This window comes from Rhizobium esperanzae (assembly GCF_014197615.1).
In the GTDB taxonomy this organism is placed as follows: domain Bacteria; phylum Pseudomonadota; class Alphaproteobacteria; order Rhizobiales; family Rhizobiaceae; genus Rhizobium; species Rhizobium esperanzae_A.
Genome location: NZ_JACIFY010000004.1, coordinates 94,004 through 114,073 on the forward strand (window position 1 = coordinate 94,004; position 20,070 = coordinate 114,073).

At 62.3% G+C, this 20,070-nt stretch carries 15 protein-coding genes and 1 pseudogene; 6 read left to right on the forward strand and 10 right to left on the reverse strand.

What is annotated here, in order from left to right; genetic code table 11:
• The first annotated feature begins 150 nt into the window (after nucleotides 1-150).
• Nucleotides 151-2,043, forward strand: a complete 1,893-nt coding sequence (locus GGD57_RS07005; RefSeq protein WP_184468206.1) for an AsmA family protein — start codon at nucleotides 151-153, stop codon at nucleotides 2,041-2,043.
• A gap of 7 nt (nucleotides 2,044-2,050) precedes the next feature.
• On the opposite strand, the gene GGD57_RS07010 is transcribed toward GGD57_RS07005, so the two are convergent.
• The 5 genes from GGD57_RS07010 to GGD57_RS07030 form a co-directional block, all read right to left on the reverse strand.
• Complete coding sequence (locus GGD57_RS07010) at nucleotides 2,051-2,869, reverse strand: ABC transporter permease (RefSeq protein ID WP_085736276.1); 819 nt, start codon at nucleotides 2,867-2,869, stop codon at nucleotides 2,051-2,053.
• 3 nt (nucleotides 2,870-2,872) lie between these two features.
• The gene (locus tag GGD57_RS07015) at nucleotides 2,873-3,784 is read right to left on the reverse strand and encodes an ABC transporter permease subunit (RefSeq protein ID WP_184468208.1); all 912 of its coding nucleotides are present in this window, start codon (nucleotides 3,782-3,784) and stop codon (nucleotides 2,873-2,875) included.
• Between the two features lie 4 nt (nucleotides 3,785-3,788).
• Entirely contained in the window at nucleotides 3,789-4,931 is a 1,143-nt protein-coding gene (locus GGD57_RS07020; RefSeq protein WP_184468210.1) for an ABC transporter ATP-binding protein, read from the reverse strand.
• 87 nt (nucleotides 4,932-5,018) lie between these two features.
• Nucleotides 5,019-6,116: a polyamine ABC transporter substrate-binding protein gene (locus GGD57_RS07025; protein ID WP_184468212.1), complete on the reverse strand. Its 1,098-nt coding sequence runs from the start codon at nucleotides 6,114-6,116 to the stop codon at nucleotides 5,019-5,021.
• A 143-nt stretch (nucleotides 6,117-6,259) separates the two neighbouring features.
• Nucleotides 6,260-7,669, reverse strand: a complete 1,410-nt coding sequence (locus GGD57_RS07030; RefSeq protein ID WP_184468215.1) for a helix-turn-helix domain-containing protein — start codon at nucleotides 7,667-7,669, stop codon at nucleotides 6,260-6,262.
• A 191-nt stretch (nucleotides 7,670-7,860) separates the two neighbouring features.
• Between GGD57_RS07030 and aceA the strand changes: the two genes are divergently transcribed.
• Nucleotides 7,861-9,150 (forward strand): isocitrate lyase, encoded by a 1,290-nt coding sequence (gene aceA / locus GGD57_RS07035; protein ID WP_184468217.1) that lies wholly within the window; start codon nucleotides 7,861-7,863, stop codon nucleotides 9,148-9,150.
• 21 nt (nucleotides 9,151-9,171) lie between these two features.
• A complete protein-coding gene (locus tag GGD57_RS07040) occupies nucleotides 9,172-9,408 on the forward strand; it encodes an SMc00767 family acetate metabolism repressor (RefSeq protein WP_003570242.1) in 237 nt (78 codons plus the stop codon).
• A 51-nt stretch (nucleotides 9,409-9,459) separates the two neighbouring features.
• On the opposite strand, the pseudogene GGD57_RS07045 reads toward GGD57_RS07040, so the two are convergent.
• A pseudogene (locus GGD57_RS07045) lies at nucleotides 9,460-10,329 on the reverse strand (LysR family transcriptional regulator).
• Between the two features lie 90 nt (nucleotides 10,330-10,419).
• Here GGD57_RS07045 and GGD57_RS07050 point away from each other — a divergent pair.
• Nucleotides 10,420-10,659, forward strand: a complete 240-nt coding sequence (locus GGD57_RS07050; RefSeq protein ID WP_184468219.1) for a hypothetical protein — start codon at nucleotides 10,420-10,422, stop codon at nucleotides 10,657-10,659.
• Nucleotides 10,660-10,748: 89 nt separating this feature from the next.
• On the opposite strand, the gene GGD57_RS07055 is transcribed toward GGD57_RS07050, so the two are convergent.
• The 4 genes from GGD57_RS07055 to GGD57_RS07070 form a co-directional block, all read right to left on the reverse strand.
• On the reverse strand, nucleotides 10,749-12,596 hold the full coding sequence (locus GGD57_RS07055; protein WP_184468221.1) for a methyl-accepting chemotaxis protein: 1,848 nt from the start codon (nucleotides 12,594-12,596) through the stop codon (nucleotides 10,749-10,751).
• A gap of 153 nt (nucleotides 12,597-12,749) precedes the next feature.
• Nucleotides 12,750-15,281, reverse strand: a complete 2,532-nt coding sequence (locus GGD57_RS07060) for a methyl-accepting chemotaxis protein (RefSeq protein WP_184468223.1) — start codon at nucleotides 15,279-15,281, stop codon at nucleotides 12,750-12,752.
• Between the two features lie 313 nt (nucleotides 15,282-15,594).
• Complete coding sequence (locus GGD57_RS07065; RefSeq protein WP_010067509.1) at nucleotides 15,595-15,738, reverse strand: hypothetical protein; 144 nt, start codon at nucleotides 15,736-15,738, stop codon at nucleotides 15,595-15,597.
• 180 nt (nucleotides 15,739-15,918) lie between these two features.
• Nucleotides 15,919-17,139, reverse strand: a complete 1,221-nt coding sequence (locus tag GGD57_RS07070; RefSeq protein ID WP_184468225.1) for an NAD(P)/FAD-dependent oxidoreductase — start codon at nucleotides 17,137-17,139, stop codon at nucleotides 15,919-15,921.
• An 87-nt stretch (nucleotides 17,140-17,226) separates the two neighbouring features.
• Here GGD57_RS07070 and GGD57_RS07075 point away from each other — a divergent pair, with 87 nt between their 5' ends.
• Both GGD57_RS07075 and GGD57_RS07080 read left to right on the forward strand, forming a co-directional pair.
• Complete coding sequence (locus tag GGD57_RS07075) at nucleotides 17,227-18,663, forward strand: glutamine synthetase family protein (RefSeq protein ID WP_184468227.1); 1,437 nt, start codon at nucleotides 17,227-17,229, stop codon at nucleotides 18,661-18,663.
• A 9-nt stretch (nucleotides 18,664-18,672) separates the two neighbouring features.
• A complete protein-coding gene (locus tag GGD57_RS07080) occupies nucleotides 18,673-19,971 on the forward strand; it encodes an NAD(P)/FAD-dependent oxidoreductase (RefSeq protein WP_184468229.1) in 1,299 nt (432 codons plus the stop codon).
• Nucleotides 19,972-20,070 lie beyond the last annotated feature (99 nt).

Genomic DNA, 20,070 nt, shown 5'->3' on the forward strand with positions numbered 1-20,070 from the left:
CTTATATCATGCTGCATTGCATTATAAAGTGTGGAACCCGCATCTGAAAAGACGCGTGGCGCCTCTCAGGGGATTTGCATATGCCCGATATTTCCTATATCCGCGAACCAGCGCATAAAGGGATGACCGGCTGAATTGCCGGCGGAGATCATGAGCACGTCAAGACATCGCAGGTGGCGCAGGAAGATCGGACCCGTTTCGCGCTGGCTTCCGGCCTTCGCCCGTCTGTCGACTGTCTTCCTGCTGATTGCGCTTGGGCTTTTCGTGGCGCTGAGGGTCGCCGCTCCCTATCTCATTTCGACCGGTTTCGTGCGCTCGGGCATCGAGGATGCGCTGTCGAAATGGACGGGCTATCATGCCGAGATCAAGGGCAGCCCGTTGCTGGAATTCTGGCCGACGCCGCGCATCACGCTGAACCAGGTCACGATCCGCCAGCCGCGCGAAAGCGGCGACAAGCTGCTCGGCAGCATCGAAAGCCTGTCGGCCGATTTCAGCCTCATCGATGCGCTGAGAGGCCGCACCAGCTTCCACGAATTCCACCTGGTGCGCCCCAATCTGGCCCTGACGCGCGACGAGAAGGGGCTGATCGACTGGAGTTATGCCGGCTTGCTCGCGCGCGCGATCAGCGGCGTGCGCACCGAAAACGGCGCTGAGGTGCTCGATCCCGATCTCGATGCCGAGATCGGCGCGGTGACGGTCGAAGACGGCGCGCTCACGGTGACCGACGTCAAGACCGCCAAGGCCTATCATTTCGACAATGTTACCGCCGATATCGCCTGGCCGCGATTGTCCGGCGCGATCTCGGCAGTGGTCATCGCCCGCATCAACGGCGAGGACCTGAAGGTCGATTTCGCCTCCCGCCAGCCGCTGCTCGCCTTTGCAGGCAAGAATGCCGAGACACGGACGTCGCTGACATCGAACCTTTTGACGGCGCGCTTCCAGGGGATTGCCAGCATTGCCAGCCTTTCGGCCCTGTCCGGCAATATCAGCGCCAGCATTCCCGATATGCCCGCACTTCTGGCATGGTCGGGCAAATCGATCCCCGGCATCGGAACGCTGAAAAGCGCCTCGCTGGAATCCGACATCATGTCGTCGGGCAACGGGCTACGCTTCAACAATCTCAGCCTGTCGCTGAACGAGGCGAGCGCCACCGGTGTGATGGACCTTTTCACCCAGCCCGGCAAACGACCGAAGATCGGCGGCACGCTCGCCTTCGACCAGATGAACCTCAAGCCGTTCCTCGACGCCTTCGCGCTCAGGCTGGCCGCCGGCGAGGCAGAGGAAATCTCCGCCGGCATCAACGGGCCGCTGCAGGTACTCGATGTCGATGTCAGACTTTCGGCGCGGCGCGCGCAGATGGGTCTCTTCGAGCTTTCCGACGTCGGCGCCAGCGTGATCGTTGCCGGCGGCGAAGCGAAATTCGACATTGGCGACAGCCGCTTCGAGGGCGGCGAGATGACCGCGCATCTGGAAGCGACCCAGCGCGATTTCGACGGCGGCGGCAAGCTGCAACTGTCGATCCGCGATGCCGATTTCGCAGCCCTTGCCGAGCGCCTGCGGCTGAAGGGACCGCTGCCGCTTGCGACCGGATCGCTCGACCTCGATCTGCAGTCGCCAAAGGCGATCTGGACGACCGGCCTTGCCGACGTTACCGGCCGGCTGCACTTCTGGACGAGGGACGGCACGTTCCCCGGCGTCGATACCGCGGCATTGAGGACGCTGGCAGCCGGAAAACCGTTCTTTCCGCTGAGCGAGGCAGCCGGCGGCGCCTTCGCTTTCAACCAGCTCAACCTCCAGGCCGATTTCGCCAATGGCTCCGCCGAGATGCACGATGTCCGTATCGCCGGTCCCTCGGAGACGCTGACGCTTTCGGGCGTCATCACCTATCAGTCGAACGGGCTGGCGCTTTCGGGATCGCTCGAGGCAACCGATCCGGCCAAAGCGGCCGAGTTGCCGCTTCTGCCGTTCTTCATCGGCGGCTCATGGCCGAACCCGGTGATCTCGCCGGTTCCGCTGTTCGGCAATACGCCCCACGCGCAATAGAGTTCGTTTAAGCGACGGCGGCGGCCGCACGCTCGTCCCGCTCGCGCTGGATTTCGCGGCGCTTGGTGACGATCGAGGCGCAGATGACGCCGACCGTGACGATGCCGATCAGGATCGTGCAGACCGCATTGATCTCGGGCGTCACGCCGAGGCGGACCTGGCTGTAGATCCGCATCGGCAGTGTGGTGGCGCCCGGCCCCGAGGTGAAGCTCGCGATCACCAGATCGTCGAGCGACAGGGTGAAGGCAAGGATCCAGCCCGAGATCACGGCAGGCGCGATGATCGGCAGGGTGATCTCGAAAAAGGTGCGCACCGGCGGCGCGCCGAGATCCTGGGCCGCTTCCTCGATCGACCGATCGAAGCTCAGCAGACGCGACTGCACGACGACGGCGACGAAGCACATGGTCAGCGTCGTATGCGCCAGCGTGATCGTCCAGAAACCGCGGTCGAAGCCGATCGCGACGAAAAGCAGCAGCAGCGACAGGCCGGTGATGACGTCAGGCATGACGAGCGGCGCATAGATCATGCCCGAAAACAGCATGCGGCCGCGAAAGCGGGTATAGCGCACCAGCGTCAGCGCCGCCATCGTGCCGAGGATCGTTGCGAGCGTCGCCGACAGCAGGCCGACGCGGATCGTCACCCAGGCAGCGTCGAGCAGGCCCTGGTTCGAGAGCAGCGAGACATACCACTTGGTGGAAAAGCCGCCCCAGACGGTGACGAGCTTCGATTCGTTGAAGGAGAAGATCACCAGAAGCACGATCGGCAGATAGAGGAAGGCAAAGCCGAGCGTGACGGAGACGATGTTGAAACGGGTCCATTTCAGCATGGCTTATTTCCCCCGCTCTTCGGCTTTGGCCTGGGCGTTCTGGAAGAAGACGATCGGGATCACCAGGATCATGAGCAGGATCGTTGCGACCGCCGAGGAGACCGGCCAGTCGCGGTTGGCATTGAATTCGTTCCAGAGCGTCTTGCCGATCATCAGCGTCTGCGAACCGCCGAGCAGGTCGGGAATGACGAATTCGCCGACGGCGGGAATGAAGACCAGCATGCAGCCGGCCACCACACCGGGGATCGACAGCGGAAAGGTGACGCGCCAGAAGGCCCGGATCGGCGTGCAGCCGAGATCCTGGGCCGCCTCGATCAGCGTGCCGTCCATCTTTTCGAGCGCCGAATAGAGCGGCAACACCATGAAGGGCAGATAGGAATAGACGATGCCGATATAGACGGCGGTATTGGTGTTGAGGATGATCAGCGGGCTGTCGATGATGTGCATCGACTGGAGAAGCTGATTGAGCAGCCCTTCCGGCTTCAGGATCGCAATCCAGGAATAAACGCGGATCAGAAAGCTCGTCCAGAACGGCAGGATGACCAGCATCACCAGCGTCGGGCGGATGGTGCGCGGCGCCTGCGCCATGCCGTAGGCGATCGGATAGGCGATCAGCAGTGTAAGGAACGTGGAGATCCCGGCGATCACCACGCTCGAGATATAGGCATTGATATAGAGCGCGTCGTCGGTGAGATAGGTGTAGTTGTCAAAGGAAAGCTCCCCGATCTTGCTCCAGAGCCCGGCCCAGCCGTCGGCAAGCGCAAAGACCGGCGTATAAGGCGGCATGGCGATCGCCGTCGTCGACAGCGAAATGCGGAAGACGATGAAGAACGGCGCCAGGAAGAAGAGCAGCAGCCAAGCATAAGGGATGGTGATGACAAGGCGATTGTAGAGGCCGGACGCGAGCTTGCCCATGATGTCAATCCTTCAGCAGAACGCCGGCGTTTTCGTCGAACGAGATCCAGACTTCCTGGTCGTAGGTGAAGGGGTCGTCGACGGAGCGCTGCGCATTGAGGGAGGAGGCCTTGACGACCTTGCCACTCTGCAATTTCACATGGAAGACGGTCATGTCGCCGAGATAGGCGATGTCCCAGAGTTCGCCCCGGGCGGCGTTGACCGAAGCATTGGCGGGCGCCTGGCGCCCGACCCGCATCTTTTCCGGCCGGATGGCGAAACCGACGGCGCTGCCGGCCGACGGCGTCTCGGAAGAGGCGACGCGCAAGCTGAAGCCGCTGTCGACCGATATCTCGACGGCGCCGTTGCCCGATGCGGCGACCTTGCCGTCGAAAATGTTGACGTCGCCGATGAAATCCGCAACGAAGCGGGAATTCGGCGCCTCGTAGATCTCCGCCGGTGTGGCCACCTGCACGACCTTGCCGTGGCTCATGACCGCGATACGGTCGGCCATGGTCATCGCCTCTTCCTGGTCGTGGGTGACGACGACGAAGGTGAGGCCGAGGCTCTGCTGCAGATCCATCAATTCGAACTGGGTTTCTTCGCGCAGCTTCTTATCGAGCGCGCCGAGCGGTTCGTCGAGCAGCAGCACCTTCGGGCGTTTGGCGAGCGAGCGGGCCAGCGCCACGCGCTGGCGCTGGCCGCCGGAAAGCTGGTTCGGCTTGCGGGAGGCGAATTGCTCGAGCTTGACGAGCTTCAGCATCTGGGCGACGCGCTCAGTCATCTCGTCCTTGGCCATACCGTCCTGCTTCAGGCCGAAGGCGATATTCTTCTCCACCGTCATGTGCGGGAAAAGCGCATAGGACTGGAACATCATATTGACCGGCCGCTTGTAGGGCGGCGTGCCGGCCATGTCGGTGCCGTCGAGAACGATCTCGCCCGAGGTCGGCTGCTCGAAGCCGGCAAGCATGCGCAGGAGCGTGGACTTGCCGCAACCCGAAGCGCCGAGCAGCGCGAAGAACTCGCGGTGATAAATATTCAGCGACAGATCGTCGACGGCGGTAAAATCGCCGAAGCGCTTGGTGACATTCTTGAAAGCAATGAAGGGTTTTGCAGAGGGATCGGTCCAAGGCGCAAAAGCGCGGCGGATATTGCCGAGAGACTTCATATTATTCCCCGAATAAAGGTTTTCCCGGCCTCCACCCAGGCCGGTAATTGAAAGGCCCGGACGTTTCCGTCCGGGCCCAAGCTTGAATTACTGGCCGGTGACGATCTTCGTCCAGAGACGCGTCCCCAGGCGCTGCGTTTTCGGATCCCACGGCTTGACCGTGAAGAGGTTCTTCATCACCGCTTCGGTCGGATAGACCGCCGGATCTTCCAGAATGTCCTTGCTGACGAATTGCTGCGAAGCCTTGTTGCCGTTGGCATAGAAGGTGTGGTCGCTCGCCTTGGCGATGACCTCGGGCCGCATCATGTAGTTCAGGAATTCGTGGGCTTCGGCGACGTGGGGCGCATCGGCGGGGATCGCCATCATGTCGAACCACATCTGGGCGCCTTGCGGGGGCACCGAATAATTGACCTCGACGCCGTTCTTGGCTTCGGCCGCACGGTCACGCGCCTGCAGCATGTCGCCGGAATAGCCGAAGGCGATGCAGATGTCGCCATTGGCAAGCGCGTTGATATATTCGGACGAGTGGAATTTGCGGATATTCGGGCGGACGGCCGTCAGCAGCTCTTCGGCCTTCTTGAAATCCTCGGCCTTGGTGGAGTTCGGGTCGAGGCCGAGATAACGAAACGCCGTGGTGATGACGTCCTTCGGCGTGTCGAGGACGTAGATGCCGCAATCCTTGAACTTTGCGGCGACCTTCGGATCGAAGATCACTTCGAGCCCGGGCTTGGCATCGGGACCGAGGATTTCGGCGACCTTCTTGACATTGTAGCCAATGCCGTCGGTACCCCACATGTAATCGACCGCGTGTTCGTTGTTCGGGTCATATTCGGCGGTGCGCTGCTGGATCACATCCCACATGTTGGAAAGGTTCGGCAGTTTCGACTTGTCGAGCTTCTGAAAGACGCCGGCCTGGATCTGGCGCTGCAGGAAGTCGGCTGTGGGAACAACGACGTCATAACCCGTGCCGCCGGCCAGCAGCTTGGTTTCCACGGTCTCGTTGGAATCGAAGGTGTCGTAGACGACCTTGATGCCGGTTTCCTTGGTGAAGTCGGTAAGGATGCTGTCGTCGATATAATCCGACCAGTTGTAGACGTTAACCACGCGCTCCTGGGCAAAGGCCGGAGCAGCGGCAAGGAGTGCAGCAACGGCCGCAGCCGTCACGCTTGGGATGATTGACCTCATGACTTCTCCTGTTTGTTCAAAGATTCCGCACCCCCGGAGATCTTTTCCCTCTGGTTTTGCTCGCAGACTAAGAAGGAATTTCACAGCCCACAAGCGCAAAATCCTGCACGCTCAATGATTTCCCAGTCACCGGGATTTCACAGTCACTGAAAGTCGAAGGCGCTGAGCCCGGCCACCATCTCGTCGAGCCCGAGCGGCCGCGTTACCGGCGGCTCGGCGCGGGAAAGGCAGCCGCGCCGCTCGCACAGCCGACAGGACGGGCCGATCTCGACCGCATCGAGCGCCGTCGCCTGGCCGTAAACCAGGCTGTCGCCAAGGGCGGCGTCGCAGCCGATCAGGATCGCAGTGCGCCTCAGCCTTTCGCCGAATTCGACGCTCGGCCCCTCCAGTGTGCGGGCGACCGTCAGGAAGGATGCGCCATCCGGCATGACGACCGTTTCGGCAAGAATCTGACCCGGCTGCAGGAAGGCGGCATGGATATTGAGCTTCGGACAGCCGCCGCCGAAGCGGGCCTGCGGAAAGCCCTGGGCGCCCGCCCTGCGCAGCCGGTGGCCGGCCGCATCGATCTCGATCAAGAAGAAGGGAATGGCGGCCGCGCCCGGCCGCTGCAGCATGGCAAGGCGGGCGGCGGCATGGCCGAAGGAGACGCCGAAGCGCGCCCGCAGAATATCGATATCGTAACGCGTCGCCTTGGCCGCCGACAGAAAGGCTTCGTAGGGCATGGCGAGCGCCAGGGCGGCGATGCGGGCAAGCTCGAAGCGGGCGATGCGGCGGGCCTCGGCGGAGGAGAGCTGGAGATCGTCGAGCTCGGCATCGATTGCCGGAGCCAAGGCAAGGGTCGCTGCCTCGACCGCCATCTCGTGCGCACGGTCGGCCTGCGACAGGCGCTCCGAGATGAAAAGCCGCATCGAATGCCGGTCGAAGCGGCGGCGCAGATCCGGCATGACGTGGACCGGCAGGACACGCACCGCGATGCCGCGCTCGGCGCGCAGCCAATCCTTCAGGCCGGCCGCAAGATCGACGCCGCCGGGCAAGGTCGCGGCAAAGGCTTCCGCCGCCGTCTCGATCCGTCCGAAATAGGCAGATCTGCGCTCCAGCGTCTCACGCACCTCGTCGAGCGGCAACCGGCCGGCGGCAACCGGCGCATGGCCCTCGGCCGCCATCAGCGCCGTCAGGTCGGACAGCCTTGCCGCCTGCTCGCGATAGGCGCGGTAGAGCTTGATCATCCCGCTTGCGGCATTGGGGGCAGCCTCGGCCACCTCCACCAGTTCCTGGTCGCCGGGCAGTTCGCCGGAGAGAAGCGGATCGGCAAAGACTTCCTTAAGCTGGCCGAGACTGCCGCCGGTGTGCCCGCGCAACTCCTCCAGATCGACCCGATAGACGCTGGCAAGCTTCAAAAGCAGTTGCACCGTCAGCGGCCGCTGGTTGCGCTCGATCAAGTTCAGATAAGACGGCGATATTTCCAGCGCCTCGGCCATGGCGGTCTGCGTCAGCATCAGCGCATTGCGGATGCGCCTGACTTTCGGGCCCGCGAATATTTTCCGTTCCGTCATGTCACACCCTTTGACAAGCACGCGGCGCCAGTATTTACAAAATTTTACAAATTCACAGAGCCGGCCTGTCAATCCTCGTCATCTTAACCTCTTTCCAGCCCAGAAATCAAAGGTTTTCCTGGCCTTTGCGGATAATATTGTCAATCTTGTCATCAACACCCCAGACAACGGTTTTTCGTGAGGAGATCAGCATGACCGATTTTTACAAGCTCGTTCCAAATGCACCGGCGGGCCGCTTCGACGGCATCGAGCGGCCCTATTCGGCCGATGACGTGCAGCGGCTCAGGGGCTCGGTGGCGCTCACCCATACGCTGGCCGAAATGGGGGCGGACCGGCTGTGGCGGCTGCTGCGCCAGGAGGATTTCGTCAATGCGCTCGGCGCGCTTTCCGGCAACCAGGCCATGCAGATGGTGCGCGCCGGGCTGAAGGCGATCTATCTCTCCGGCTGGCAGGTGGCGGCCGACGCCAATACGGCATCGGCGATGTATCCCGATCAGTCGCTCTATCCCGCCAATGCCGGGCCGGAGCTTGCCAAGCGCATCAACCGCACGCTGCAGCGCGCCGATCAGATCGAGACTTCGGAGGGCCAGGGCCTTTCGGTCGACACCTGGTTCGCACCGATCGTCGCCGATGCGGAAGCCGGCTTCGGCGGACCGCTCAACGCCTTCGAGATCATGAAGGCCTATATCGAGGCGGGTGCGGCCGGCGTCCATTTCGAGGATCAACTCGCCTCGGAGAAGAAATGCGGCCATCTCGGCGGCAAGGTGCTGATCCCGACGGCCGCCCATATCCGCAATCTCAACGCCGCCCGGCTTGCCGCCGACGTCATGGGGGTCGCGACGCTCGTCATTGCCCGCACCGATGCGGAAGCGGCGAAACTGCTGACCTCCGATATCGACGAGCGCGATCAGCCCTTCGTCGATTATGATGCCGGGCGCACGGTCGAAGGCTTCTACCAGGTCAGGAACGGCATCGAGCCCTGCATCGCCCGGGCCGTCGCCTATGCGCCGCATTGCGACCTCATCTGGTGCGAGACCTCGAAGCCGGATCTCGAGCAGGCACGGCGTTTTGCCGAAGGCGTGCACAAGGTCCATCCCGGCAAACTGCTTGCCTATAATTGCTCACCGTCCTTCAACTGGAGGAAAAACCTCGACGAGGCGACGATTGCAAAGTTCCAGCGCGAGCTCGGGGCGATGGGCTACAAGTTCCAGTTCATCACGCTCGCCGGCTTCCACCAGCTGAATTACGGCATGTACGAACTGGCGCGCGGCTACCGGCAGCGGCAGATGTCGGCCTATTCCGAACTGCAGCAGGCGGAATTCGACGCCGAGGCCAACGGCTATACCGCCACCAAACATCAGCGCGAAGTCGGCACCGGCTATTTCGACGCCGTGTCGCTCGCCATCACCGGCGGCCGGTCTTCGACCACGGCAATGCACGGCTCGACCGAACATGCGCAGTTCAAACCGGCTGCGGAATAACCTGAAGAGGAGGAGAAGACCATGGCATCCATTTCACGCGTCAGGGAACGGGCCGAGGAGCAGGCGACCAGCATGAGCGAGGATCAGCAGACGACGATCCGCATGCTCGCCAACGACCTGCACCGGCTGAACCAATCGGTCATGAAAGCCGTCGAGGCCGGCGTCTCGGTCGAACTGGTGCGCTCGGCCCGCCATCACGGCGGAGACGGCAACTGGGGCGACCTGCTGATCCCCGTCGTCGTCACCAACCGGCATTGAGGAGAAACGCCCGCACATCCCAAGAGATGCGCGGGCGTTTCATCGTCAATTTCAGCCGCGGCTCGGCCGTTTTCCGGCGAAGAGATCGGCATAGCTTCTGATCAGCCTGGTCATACGGTCGGCGACCGTGCGGATCTCCGGGCGATGGCGGTCCTCGGCATTCATGACGATCCATTGCGCATGGCGCAATTCCGGCAGCTCGCCGCCAAGCCGCTGCAATTGCGGATCGAGATCGCCGACGAAACAGGGAAGCACCGCCTTGCCGGCGCCGGCGCGCACCAGATCCGGCAGCGACCGCGGCCGGTTGACGGTGGCGACGATATCCGTTGCGGCATGGGCGTGCGGCCAGCGCAGATAGGCCGAGATCGCCTCCTCCTCGGCGACCGCAATCCAGCGTTCGTCGGTCTCGGCGGCGTTGCGTCTGATATAACAGGCATAGGCCACCTCGCCGAGCCGGCGTGCGGCAAGATTGGCCTCCTCCGGCTCGAAGGCGCGAATGCCGATATCGCTCTCGCGATAGGCAAGGCTCGCGCGCGCCTCGCCGATGGTCAGCGAAATGGCGAAAGCATCGCCCGGCATGCGGATGGCCGCGAAATTCTCCGTCAGCAGCCAGGCGACTCAGGTGCCGGCGGCGATCCGGACGGTCGTGCCACCCTCGCCCGATTGCCGCCAGGCGTCGACCTTGCGGGCGGCGGCCTCCATCTCCTGAAGGTGGTCGAGCAGCGCCTGGCCATCCCGGGTCAGGCGGTAGCCGGTCTGGCTGCGCGAAAACAAGGCGCGTCCGATCTCCTGTTCGAGATCGAGCATGCGCCGGCCGACGGTTGCAGGGCTGAGCCCGCTTGCCATGCTTGCTCCCGTCAGGCCGCCGAGGCGGGCGACCTGCAGGAAAAGCTGGTAGGAATCCCAATTCGCGTTTTTCATCAATGAAAAACATAGCGGGATTTTCTCTGTTTATGAAGAGAAATTCGAAGCCTAAATCATGGAGTGTCTTCACCAGGAAAGGACATTGCCATGATCGACATGCTCATCATCGGAGGCATCCAGGGATTTCGGCACGATCGCAAGCCCGGCGGAGGCAAGGCGGAGGAGGATCGGTTCTATGCCGAGTTCGGAGACGATAGCGTCATCCGCTTCGCCACTTGGCTGACCTCGCTCGAGTTCATCTTGAAGCGCGTTGCGTCGAAGGAACTGGGCCGTAAAGCCGCGGCACGATCCTGCGGCGGCTCTAGAGCAATTCCAGCAAAAGTGTGAAGCGGTTTTGCGTCAGGAATTGCGTAAAAACAAAGAGATAGAGCATTTTCGCGATTTGAAGAAAAGCGGAAATGCTCTAGCCGCGTGCCTCAGGCGACTTTCCTTGCGCCGCGGTGAGCGGCGGCGGGCTCTGCGATGATGCGGAAGCGCTCGATCAGCGCCATCAGCGTATCGGCTTCGCCGGCAAGCAGGCGGCTTGCCTGCGTCGTCTCGGCCACCATCGAGGCGTTCTTCTGGGTCATCTGGTCCATGGCGTTCACCGAACCGTTGACCTCCTGAAGTGCTGCCGACTGGTCGCGGCTGGCGGTGGCGATGGTCTCGACATGACCGCTGATCGCGATGATCTCCTGGCTGATCGAAGCAAGGACGCTGCCGGTCTTCTGAACCAGCTCGGAGCCTACCGTCACTTCCCGGCTGGAGGTTTCGATCAGCGACTTGATCTGGCGCGCCGCATCGGCGGAACGCTGGGCGAGTTCGCGGACCTCCTGGGCGACGACGGCAAAACCCTTGCCGGCCTCGCCGGCGCGGGCCGCCTCGATGCCGGCGTTCAGCGCCAGAAGATTGGTCTGGAAGGCGATATCGTCGATCACCTCGATAATCTGCTCGATCTGCTGCGAGGCCTGCTCGATGCGCTCCATGGCGGCGACGGCATCGCCGACGACGGCGCCGGAATTGTCGGCGGTCTTCTTGGTGGCGGCAACGACATTGTTGGCTTCACGGGCGCGCTCGGCCGACGAGCGAACCGTGACGGTGATCTCCTCCACCGCCGCGGCGGTCTCTTCGAGGCTTGCCGCCTGCGCCTCGGTGCGCTTGGAAAGCTCGCCTGTCGAAACCGAGACGGCGCCGCTGTTGCGCTGGATGGTCGAGGCGCTGTCGCGGATGCCGGAGAGCGTATCCTGGAGCCGCAGCAGAGAAGCGTTGAAATCGACGCGCAGCTGCTCCAGCCGGCCGACAAAAGGCGTGCCGATCGTTTCCGAGACATCGCCCTGCGACAGGCGTCCGAGGCCGGCGGCAAGCTGGTTGACGGCAAAGTCGATCTGGCTGTCGAGCGAGCGCTTGTCGGCATCGTTGCGGGCGCGTTCGGCATCGCTCAAGGCGCGCTGTTCGGCTGCCTGCGTTTCCAGGTCGCGCCGCGCCCGGGCGCTGTCGCGGAACAATGCCAAGGCCCGGCCGATATCGCCGAACTCGTTGTTCTTGTCGACGCAGGGAATTGCGCCATCGAGATCGCCAGCGGAAATCGAATGAACGCTCGCGGTCAGCGCCTGCAGCGGCTTCACCGACAGGCGGATTGCATAGAAGGCGAGAACACCGACGATGAGCATGACAATGAGGCCGACGCCGAGAACCAGCATCTGCAGCTCATTCAGCCTTTGGTAATAGAGCTCCATCGGAATGCCGATGAAGAGAATGCCGACATTGGCGTTCGACGCATTCTTGATCGGGAAATAGCCGGTCATGAATTTGCGGCCGAAGAGATCCGCCGGGCCATAATAGGCTTCGCCCCTGGCAAGAACCGGCTGGGCAGGATGCTCGGCGACGAGCTTGGTGCCGACGGCACGGTCGCCGTTTTCCTTCTTGACGTTTGTGGAGATGCGAACGTAGTCGCTGCCCTGCTTCTGGAAGATGGTGGCGACACCGGCGATCGACTGCGCCGTGCGGTCGACCAGCGAATGATCGGCAAGCGTGGGAACGGCGTCTTCGGTGACGGCGGAGATCTGATTGTCCTTCAGCTCGATCTTTGCCGCCTGATCGGCCGCACCGTAGAGGACGGCCATGGCGCGGGTGGCTTCCCGGGCGTCGGCAACCGCGCCGTCCATGACATAGCGGCTCAGATTGTAATAGGTCACACCGACGATGGCGGCCGTGCTGATCGCCAGCAGAAACAGCGTGATCGCAACGATCTGGCGAACGATCGACGTAGAGAAAAGGCGCAGCATCAAAACCCCCGGCGGAAAACCAAGGCTAAATTAAGCGAAAAGCGTTAAGGAAAATTTTCCGTAAATCAGGGCCGCAAGTTGCGCGACACTGAAACACAGAAACGGCCCCGGTAAAAGCCGGGGCCGTTCGAATGAAGACAGATCAGGCGACGATCAGGCGGCGCGGTAAACCGGTGCCACTGCCATCTCGCCGTCGATCTTGAACTGCTGGATGAGCCTGCGCAGAGAATCGGCCTCGTCGGCCAGTTCGCGGCTGGCGGCGGTCGTTTCTTCCACCATGGCGGCGTTCTGCTGCGTCATCTGGTCCATCTGGTTGACGGTGGCATTGACGCTCTGCAGCGCATTGGACTGGTCGTGGCTGGCGCGGGCGATCATCTCGACATGCTGGCTGATCGTGACGATCTGGGCGCTGATCTTGGCGAGCACCGTGCCGGTCTCCTGGACGAATTGCGAGCCGGAGCTGACCTCGTTGGTCGACTTGTTGATCAGGCCCTTGATCTCCTGCGCCGCGGCTGCGGAACGCTGGGCCAGTTCGCGCACTTCCATCGCCACCACCGCGAAACCCTTGCCGGCTTCACCGGCACGCGCCGCCTCGATGCCGGCATTGAGGGCCAGCAAGTTGGTCTGGAAGGCGATCTCGTCGATGACGCCGATGATCTGCTCGATCTGGCGCGAGGCATCCTCGATACGGCCCATCGCGTCGATCGCATTGCTGACGACGACGGCGGAATCATCGGCGCTGCGCTTGGCCTGGCGGACGATCTGGTCGGCGTCCTTGGCGCGTTCGGCCGACGAGCGGACCGTGACGGTGATCTCATCGACGGCGGCGGCGGTCTCTTCGAGCGAGGCGGCCTGCTGTTCGGTGCGCTTCGACAGATCCTCGGCCGACTGGGCCATCTGGTTGCCGTTGCCCTGGATCAGTTCGACATTGTCGCGGATCTGGCTCATCGTCGCCTGCAGACGCATCATCGAGCCGTTGAAATCCTGGCGCAGCTGCTCGAGGCGGCCGATGAAGGGCGTTTCGATCGTCGTCGAAATATCGCCCTGCGACATGCGTTCGAGGCCGGCGGCGAGCTCGTTGACCGCAAATTCGATCTGGCGATCCATCTCGCGCTTTTCAGCGTCGTTGCGCTGGCGCTCGTGTTCGGCGGCGGCGCGTTCCTCGTCGCTCTGTTCCTCGATGCGGATCTTCGAGATGGCGTTTTCCTTGAAGATGCCGAGCGCGCGGGCCATGTCGCCGATTTCATCATAGCGCTGCTCGCCAGAGATGCTGGTATCCAGCGCTCCTTCGGCGATGCGGCGCATGGCGCCGGTGATCTGGCTGATCGGGCGCTGCAGCGTCAGGACCAGGGCGATGCCGCCAAGGATCGACAGGAGGATGCCGAGACCGGTGGTCATGACCGAGATGCTGTTTGCCTGGGTGCGCTCAGTGCCGGCCGTCTGCTTCTGCAGCTCGGCGAAATCGGTCAGCTTCTTCCAGATGCCGTCGAGTTCCTGGCGGGCCGCAGCATAGGCCGTAACGCGCTCGCCGATCGTATCGACGATCTTCGAGCCGCCGCCGGAGATGGCGTCAAGTGCCGGCTGGATCGCGCCGGAGATGCCTTCGGCAAAGCCCATGCCCTTGGCGCTGGTGATCAGCACCTGCATGTCCTTGCCGAGCGTGCCGGCCTGCTGCTGCAGGCGCACGAGGTTATCCTGGCTGGAGTTGGCGAGGAAATCGGAAAGCACGATCTGCAGCGCATAGACGGAATTTTCGAGGCGGCGCGTATCCTGAAGCACGGAATTGGTCTGGGCGATGCGGCCTTCGAGCTCGGCGAAGCGCTGTGTCGCCTCGCGCATCTTCTGCGTTGCCGTCAGCTGCGTATAGGTCGAGGTCTGGCGGAAGCGCGAGACCAGACGGCCGAGTTCGGCGATGTCCTCATCGCTCGGAGTGGGCAGCTGGGTGATCGCCTTGATGCTGTCGATGGTTGCGGTCAGCGCGTCGATGACGTTCTTCTGATTGGTCGGAACCGAAATGGCGATCTGCCGCTGAGCTTTGATGATCGCCGGCATCTGTTCGTTGATGTAGGCGATCTTGTCCTGCGGCGTCTGCGGCTTGCTGTAGCCGCTGGCGACGGTGCCGAGGAAATCGCCGCCCTTCAGCAGGCGGTCGGCCGTGCGCAGCGTGATGGTGGCGGCGCCCTCGTCGTTCTGCAGCGCGGTCTGCAATTCCTCGGCCTGGTAGGAGACCGTGAAGCGGGTGCTGATCAGGCTCTTCTGCGCCGCGTCGATCTGTTCATGCAGGGCCTGCTCCTGTTCATGCAGCGCCCACAGCTTGTCGACGACGCCCGATATATCCTTGGTGCGGCGCGACGCCTCGGCAAGGCTGTCGCGGCCGGCGGCCTCTTCGCCGACCTGGTTCAGCGTCTGGTCGAGCACGCCCTGCTGGGTCTTCAGTTCCGCAGTCAGCTTGTCGCGCGCCTGCTGGCTGGTGATGCGCAGGAAATCGTCCATCGAACCGTAGAGATCCTTGAAGCCGCTCAGCGACTGCAGCACGCTGTTGGATATTTCCATGCGGCCCTGCAGAAGTCCCGAAGCGTAAAGGCCCGTCAGGCCCACCGCCGAAATGGAGACGACGAAAGGCAGAACGAAGATCAGAACTTTCGTCTTGATCCTGAAGCGGGAAAGAATCTTGTCAATCAACATGGCGTTCCGGGCCTTTCATACACCACTCCTCCCGCAGGCGGCCATCTGGCGCCAGCCGGGTACACATCGAGCTGTTTTTAAATTTACATTGGGGAACCCGGAAGCCGGGCGGCAGTCATTGCCAGTTCATGTCCAAACAACTTGGAGATGCCCAAATAATCGCGGGCAATTGTGTCAGATTAGGTATTAATTTTCGGATAAGCGGTCATGGCAGGTTAAGCCAAGGCAGTGAAATAGTTGCAAATTGCCGGCCGCAACACCGCAGCGCGACAATCGACATGCCGCAATGTTCTTTCAAGGCCGGCGGACGAGATCAGATGAGGTGCGACAGCAGCAGCGCGAGGCTGGCGGCGGTGGCGCCGGCGGCGAGCATCAGATAACGCAGGGCGACCATCCGGGCGTTCGGCTTTGCCTCGGCAATTGCGATGGCGCGGGCGCGTCGTGTGTTTCCGGTCATGCTCGAAACCTCACTTCTGTCTGATACAACAATCCAACAAAACAGCTTGCCGGTAAAGCATTATCTAGGAACGATGTTGCAAACCGCCAATTGAGACAGGATGGCGCACCTCTATTAAGAAGTCTTGAATCTGTATTTCCAGCGCGAAGCGTTCCGGGCGACAGGAAAAAACAGGGAGCTTCAGGCGTATTCGCCGGCAGCAAAACCGGATGCCCAGGCCCATTGGAAATTATAGCCGCCGAGCCAGCCGGTGACATCGACGCATTCGCCGATGAAATAAAGCCCGGGCACGGCCTTTGCCTCCATGCTGCGGGAATCGAGCGCTGCCGTATCGATACCGCCGAGCGTCACTTCGGCGGTGCGGTAGCCTTCCGAGCCGGATGGTTTGAGCGCAAAATTCTGGGCGCTGGCGGCAAGGCGCAGCAACGCCTTGTCAGGCAGGTCGGCCATGTTGCCGGAGATTTTTTCGCGTTCCGCGAGAAATTGCGCCAGGCGCTTCGGCAGGATGTCGCCAAGAGCGGTCTGCGGCGACTGACGGCCATTGCGCTGTTTTGCCGTCTTCAGATGCGCCGCGATGTCGATATCCGGTTCGATCGCCACGACGATCTCGTCGCCTTCGCGCCAGAAAGAGGAGATCTGCAGGATGGCGGGGCCGCTCAAGCCCCGATGGGTAAAGAGCAGCGCTTCGCGGAAAGCCGTCTTGCCATGGCGGATTTCGGCCGGGGCGGAAATGCCGGCGAGCGGGGCGACGGCCTCAAGCAGGCCGGGATCGAGTGTCAGCGGCACGAGGCCGGGGCGTGTTTCGAGCACGGGAAGGCCGAACTGCTCGGCGAGGCGATAGGCAAAGCCGGTGGCGCCCATCTTCGGGATCGACTTGCCGCCGGTGGCGACGATCAGCGACGATGCGTCATAGACGTCCTCACCTGCGGAGACGCGGTAGCCCTCGCCGATCCTTTCGACGCCTGATATCTCGGTGCCGAGATGCAGCGTTGCGCCGGCTGCGCGCATCTCCTCCAGCAGCATGCGGATGATGTCCTTGGCGCTGTCGTCGCAGAAAAGCTGGCCGAGCGTCTTTTCATGCCAGGCGATGCCGTGGCGGTCGACCATGGCGATGAAATCGGCGGGCGTGAAACGGGCGAGTGCGGACTTGCAGAAATGCGGATTGGCGGAGAGGAAGTTCTTCGGCCCGGCATGGATATTGGTGAAATTGCAGCGGCCGCCGCCCGATATGCGGATCTTCTCACCGGGCGCCCTTGCATGGTCGAGGATCACGACCGAGCGGCCGCGTTTTCCGGCCCGGATAGCCGCCATCATGCCCGCCGCCCCGGCGCCGATGACGATGACGTCGCTTTTGCGCTGCAAACCCGTTTCCCCAATGAAAGTCGCGCCTTCTTTTTCCATCAAAGGGCGAAAGTCAACGTTCTCAACCCCTCGCCAATTGGCAAAGTCCGGTTATGATGGCGCCACGATCAACCAAACCGGTGTGTCATGTCCCCAAAAAAGACGACGCTGAAGCCTGCCAGAAACGTACCCGCCTCGAAGCAGACACCCCCGGACCCCGGATCCCTGCGCGGCGTTGCGAACTGGAAGGAAGCAGCGCGGTGGCTGAGGGACAGGGGCATCGAAGACATCGAATGCATCACGCCGGACCTTGCCGGCGTGCCGCGCGGCAAGATGATGCCGAGCTCGAAATTCACCTCGAACACGTCCCTGGCGCTGCCGTCGGCGATCTACCGGCACACGATTTCGGGTGAATATCCTGACGAGACGGAGAGCTTCCGCTACGAGCCGCGCGACAGCGACCTGAAACTGATGCCCGATCTTTCGACGCTGTCCGTCGTGCCCTGGGAGACCGACCCGACGGCGCAGGTGATCTGCGACATCGTCGATTCGGACGGTGGCGAAGTATCCTATACGCCGCGCAACGTGCTGAAACGGATCCTCAGCCTCTATCACGAGCGCGGCTGGAAGCCGATCGTGGCGCCGGAGATCGAATTCTATCTGGTCGCCAAGAATGACGATCCCGACTATCCGCTGCACCCGCCCAAGGGCCGGTCCGGCCGCTCGATCCTCGGCGGCCAGGGCTATTCGATCGCCGGCATCAACGAGTTCGACGAGTTGATCGACGACATCTACCATTTCTCGGAGAAGCAGGGCCTCGAGATCGATACGCTGATCCACGAGGAAGGACCGGCGCAGCTCGAGATCAATCTGCGCCACGGCAATCCGATCGAACTTGCCGACCAGGTGTTCCTGTTCAAGCGCACGATCCGCGAGGCGGCGCTGAAGCACGACATCTATGCGACCTTTATGGCCAAGCCGATGCAAGGCCAGCCGGGTTCGGCGATGCATATCCATCAGTCGGTGGTCAATATCGAGACGGGCAGGAACGTCTTCTCCAATGCGGACGGATCGGCATCGAAGGAATTCTTCCATTTCATCGGCGGCATGCAGAAATTCGTGCCGAGCGCGATGGCGATGCTGGCGCCCTATGTGAACTCCTACAGGCGCCTGCAGCCCGACATGTCCTGCCCGGTCAACAATGCCTGGGGCTACGACAACCGCACGACGGCCTTCCGCGTTCCGGTTTCCGATCCGCAGGCCCGGCGCGTCGAAAACCGGCTGCCGAGTTCGGATGCCAATCCGTATCTGGCGCTCGCCGCCTCGCTCGCCGCCGGCCTGCTCGGCATCATGAAGCAGATCGAGCCGACGGCGCCGACCGAAGATTCGGCCAATGAGGGCTCGATCGACCTGCCGCGCGGCCTCCTGGAAGCCGTGGCGCTGCTCGAGGACGAGCCGGCCTTCGAGGAAATGTTCGGCTCGCAGTTCATCGGCCTTTATGCCGGCGTCAAGCGCGGCGAATTCGAGACCTTCATGCAGGTGATCAGCCCCTGGGAGCGGGAATTCCTTCTGCTCAACGTGTGAGGGACCGTCATGGCATCGCTGGAGATGTGGCAGAGCCCGATCGCGCCGGGACTATCCTGGTATCAGGCAACCGCGGGGGAGCGGCCGACCTATGCCGCCCTCGACGGGTCGAGAACAGCAGACGTCGCCATCATCGGCGGCGGCTATACCGGCCTGCAGGCCGCCTATCACCTGGCCAAGGCGGGCGTTTCGGTGGCGCTGATCGAGGCCTGCCGCGTCGGCGACGGGGCGTCCGGGCGCAATGGCGGCCAGCTCGGCACCGGCCAGCGGTGGTGGCCGGAAGAACTCGAGGAAAAGATCGGCTACGAACGCTCGAAGGCGCTGTTCGATCTTGCCGAGGCGGCCAAGCGCCATCTCATCGATTTTTCCCGCGAGCACCAGATCGAGATGGATTATGCGCCTGGCCAGCTCAACGTCGCGCACAAGGCGAGCTACCGACGCGACTATCAGGAAAATACCGAGATCGCCGCAGAGCGTTATGGCTATCCGCATTTGAGCTTCATGGACGAGAAGGAAACGCAGGAGCGGCTGGGTTCGAAGCGTTTTTACTGCGGCGTGCGCGATGTCGGCACCGGCCATATCCATCCGCTGAAACTGCTGATCGGGCTGGCACGGGTCGCCGCCAATGCCGGCGCCGATATCTTCGAGATGACCAGGGCGAAAGCGATCCGTCAAAACGGCGGCAAGGTGACGGTCGAAACCCAAAGGGGAACGATCACCGCCAGCCGCGCGCTGATCGCCTGCGACGGCCATATCGACGGCCTCGAACCGGTGACGGCAAGTCATGTCATGCCGATCCGTTCCTTCATCGGCGCCACCGTCCCGCTCGACCGCCATCCGCAAGTGCTGCCCGGCGGCGAAGCCGTCGCCGATTCGCGCTTCGTCGTGCGCTATTTCCGCAAATTCGGCGACGGCCGCCTGCTGTTTGGCGGACGCGAGGCCTATACGTCGGATAATCCGAAGGACATTTCGCAGCACATCCGCCGGCAGATCGCCGAGATCTACCCCGCGCTGAGAGATGTCGAGATCACCCATGCCTGGGGCGGCAGCGTCGGCATCACCATGCCGCGCCAGCCTTTCGTGCGCGAGGTCATGCCCGGCGTCATCTCGATCGGCGGTTATTCCGGCCATGGCGTCATGCTGTCAAACTACTGTGGCAAGCTCTACGCTGAAGCGGTGCTTGGAAAATCCAGCGATCTCGACCTGTTCAAATCGCTCGATATTCCGGCCTTTCCCGGCGGTCAGCGCATGCGGGCTCCGCTGCTTTTTCTTGCCTTGTCGTGGTTTGCTCTTCGCGACAAGTTTTAGTCCGTTTGCGGATTTCCTCTTTGTGAAATTCGCTCTAAAACCGGTGCCTGACAGATTCATTGCACTGCACACTGGCTTTTTTAAATCGATTAGATTAAA

Coding starts and splice junctions, on each gene's coding strand:
- GGD57_RS07005 (WP_184468206.1), top strand. CDS start 151: ATGAGCACGTCAAGACATCGCAGGTGGCGCAGGAAGATCGGACCCGTT.
- GGD57_RS07010 (WP_085736276.1), bottom strand. CDS start 2,869: ATGCTGAAATGGACCCGTTTCAACATCGTCTCCGTCACGCTCGGCTTT.
- GGD57_RS07015 (WP_184468208.1), bottom strand. CDS start 3,784: ATGGGCAAGCTCGCGTCCGGCCTCTACAATCGCCTTGTCATCACCATC.
- GGD57_RS07020 (WP_184468210.1), bottom strand. CDS start 4,931: ATGAAGTCTCTCGGCAATATCCGCCGCGCTTTTGCGCCTTGGACCGAT.
- GGD57_RS07025 (WP_184468212.1), bottom strand. CDS start 6,116: ATGAGGTCAATCATCCCAAGCGTGACGGCTGCGGCCGTTGCTGCACTC.
- GGD57_RS07030 (WP_184468215.1), bottom strand. CDS start 7,669: ATGACGGAACGGAAAATATTCGCGGGCCCGAAAGTCAGGCGCATCCGC.
- aceA (WP_184468217.1), top strand. CDS start 7,861: ATGACCGATTTTTACAAGCTCGTTCCAAATGCACCGGCGGGCCGCTTC.
- GGD57_RS07040 (WP_003570242.1), top strand. CDS start 9,172: ATGGCATCCATTTCACGCGTCAGGGAACGGGCCGAGGAGCAGGCGACC.
- GGD57_RS07050 (WP_184468219.1), top strand. CDS start 10,420: ATGATCGACATGCTCATCATCGGAGGCATCCAGGGATTTCGGCACGAT.
- GGD57_RS07055 (WP_184468221.1), bottom strand. CDS start 12,596: ATGCTGCGCCTTTTCTCTACGTCGATCGTTCGCCAGATCGTTGCGATC.
- GGD57_RS07060 (WP_184468223.1), bottom strand. CDS start 15,281: ATGTTGATTGACAAGATTCTTTCCCGCTTCAGGATCAAGACGAAAGTT.
- GGD57_RS07065 (WP_010067509.1), bottom strand. CDS start 15,738: ATGACCGGAAACACACGACGCGCCCGCGCCATCGCAATTGCCGAGGCA.
- GGD57_RS07070 (WP_184468225.1), bottom strand. CDS start 17,139: ATGGAAAAAGAAGGCGCGACTTTCATTGGGGAAACGGGTTTGCAGCGC.
- GGD57_RS07075 (WP_184468227.1), top strand. CDS start 17,227: ATGTCCCCAAAAAAGACGACGCTGAAGCCTGCCAGAAACGTACCCGCC.
- GGD57_RS07080 (WP_184468229.1), top strand. CDS start 18,673: ATGGCATCGCTGGAGATGTGGCAGAGCCCGATCGCGCCGGGACTATCC.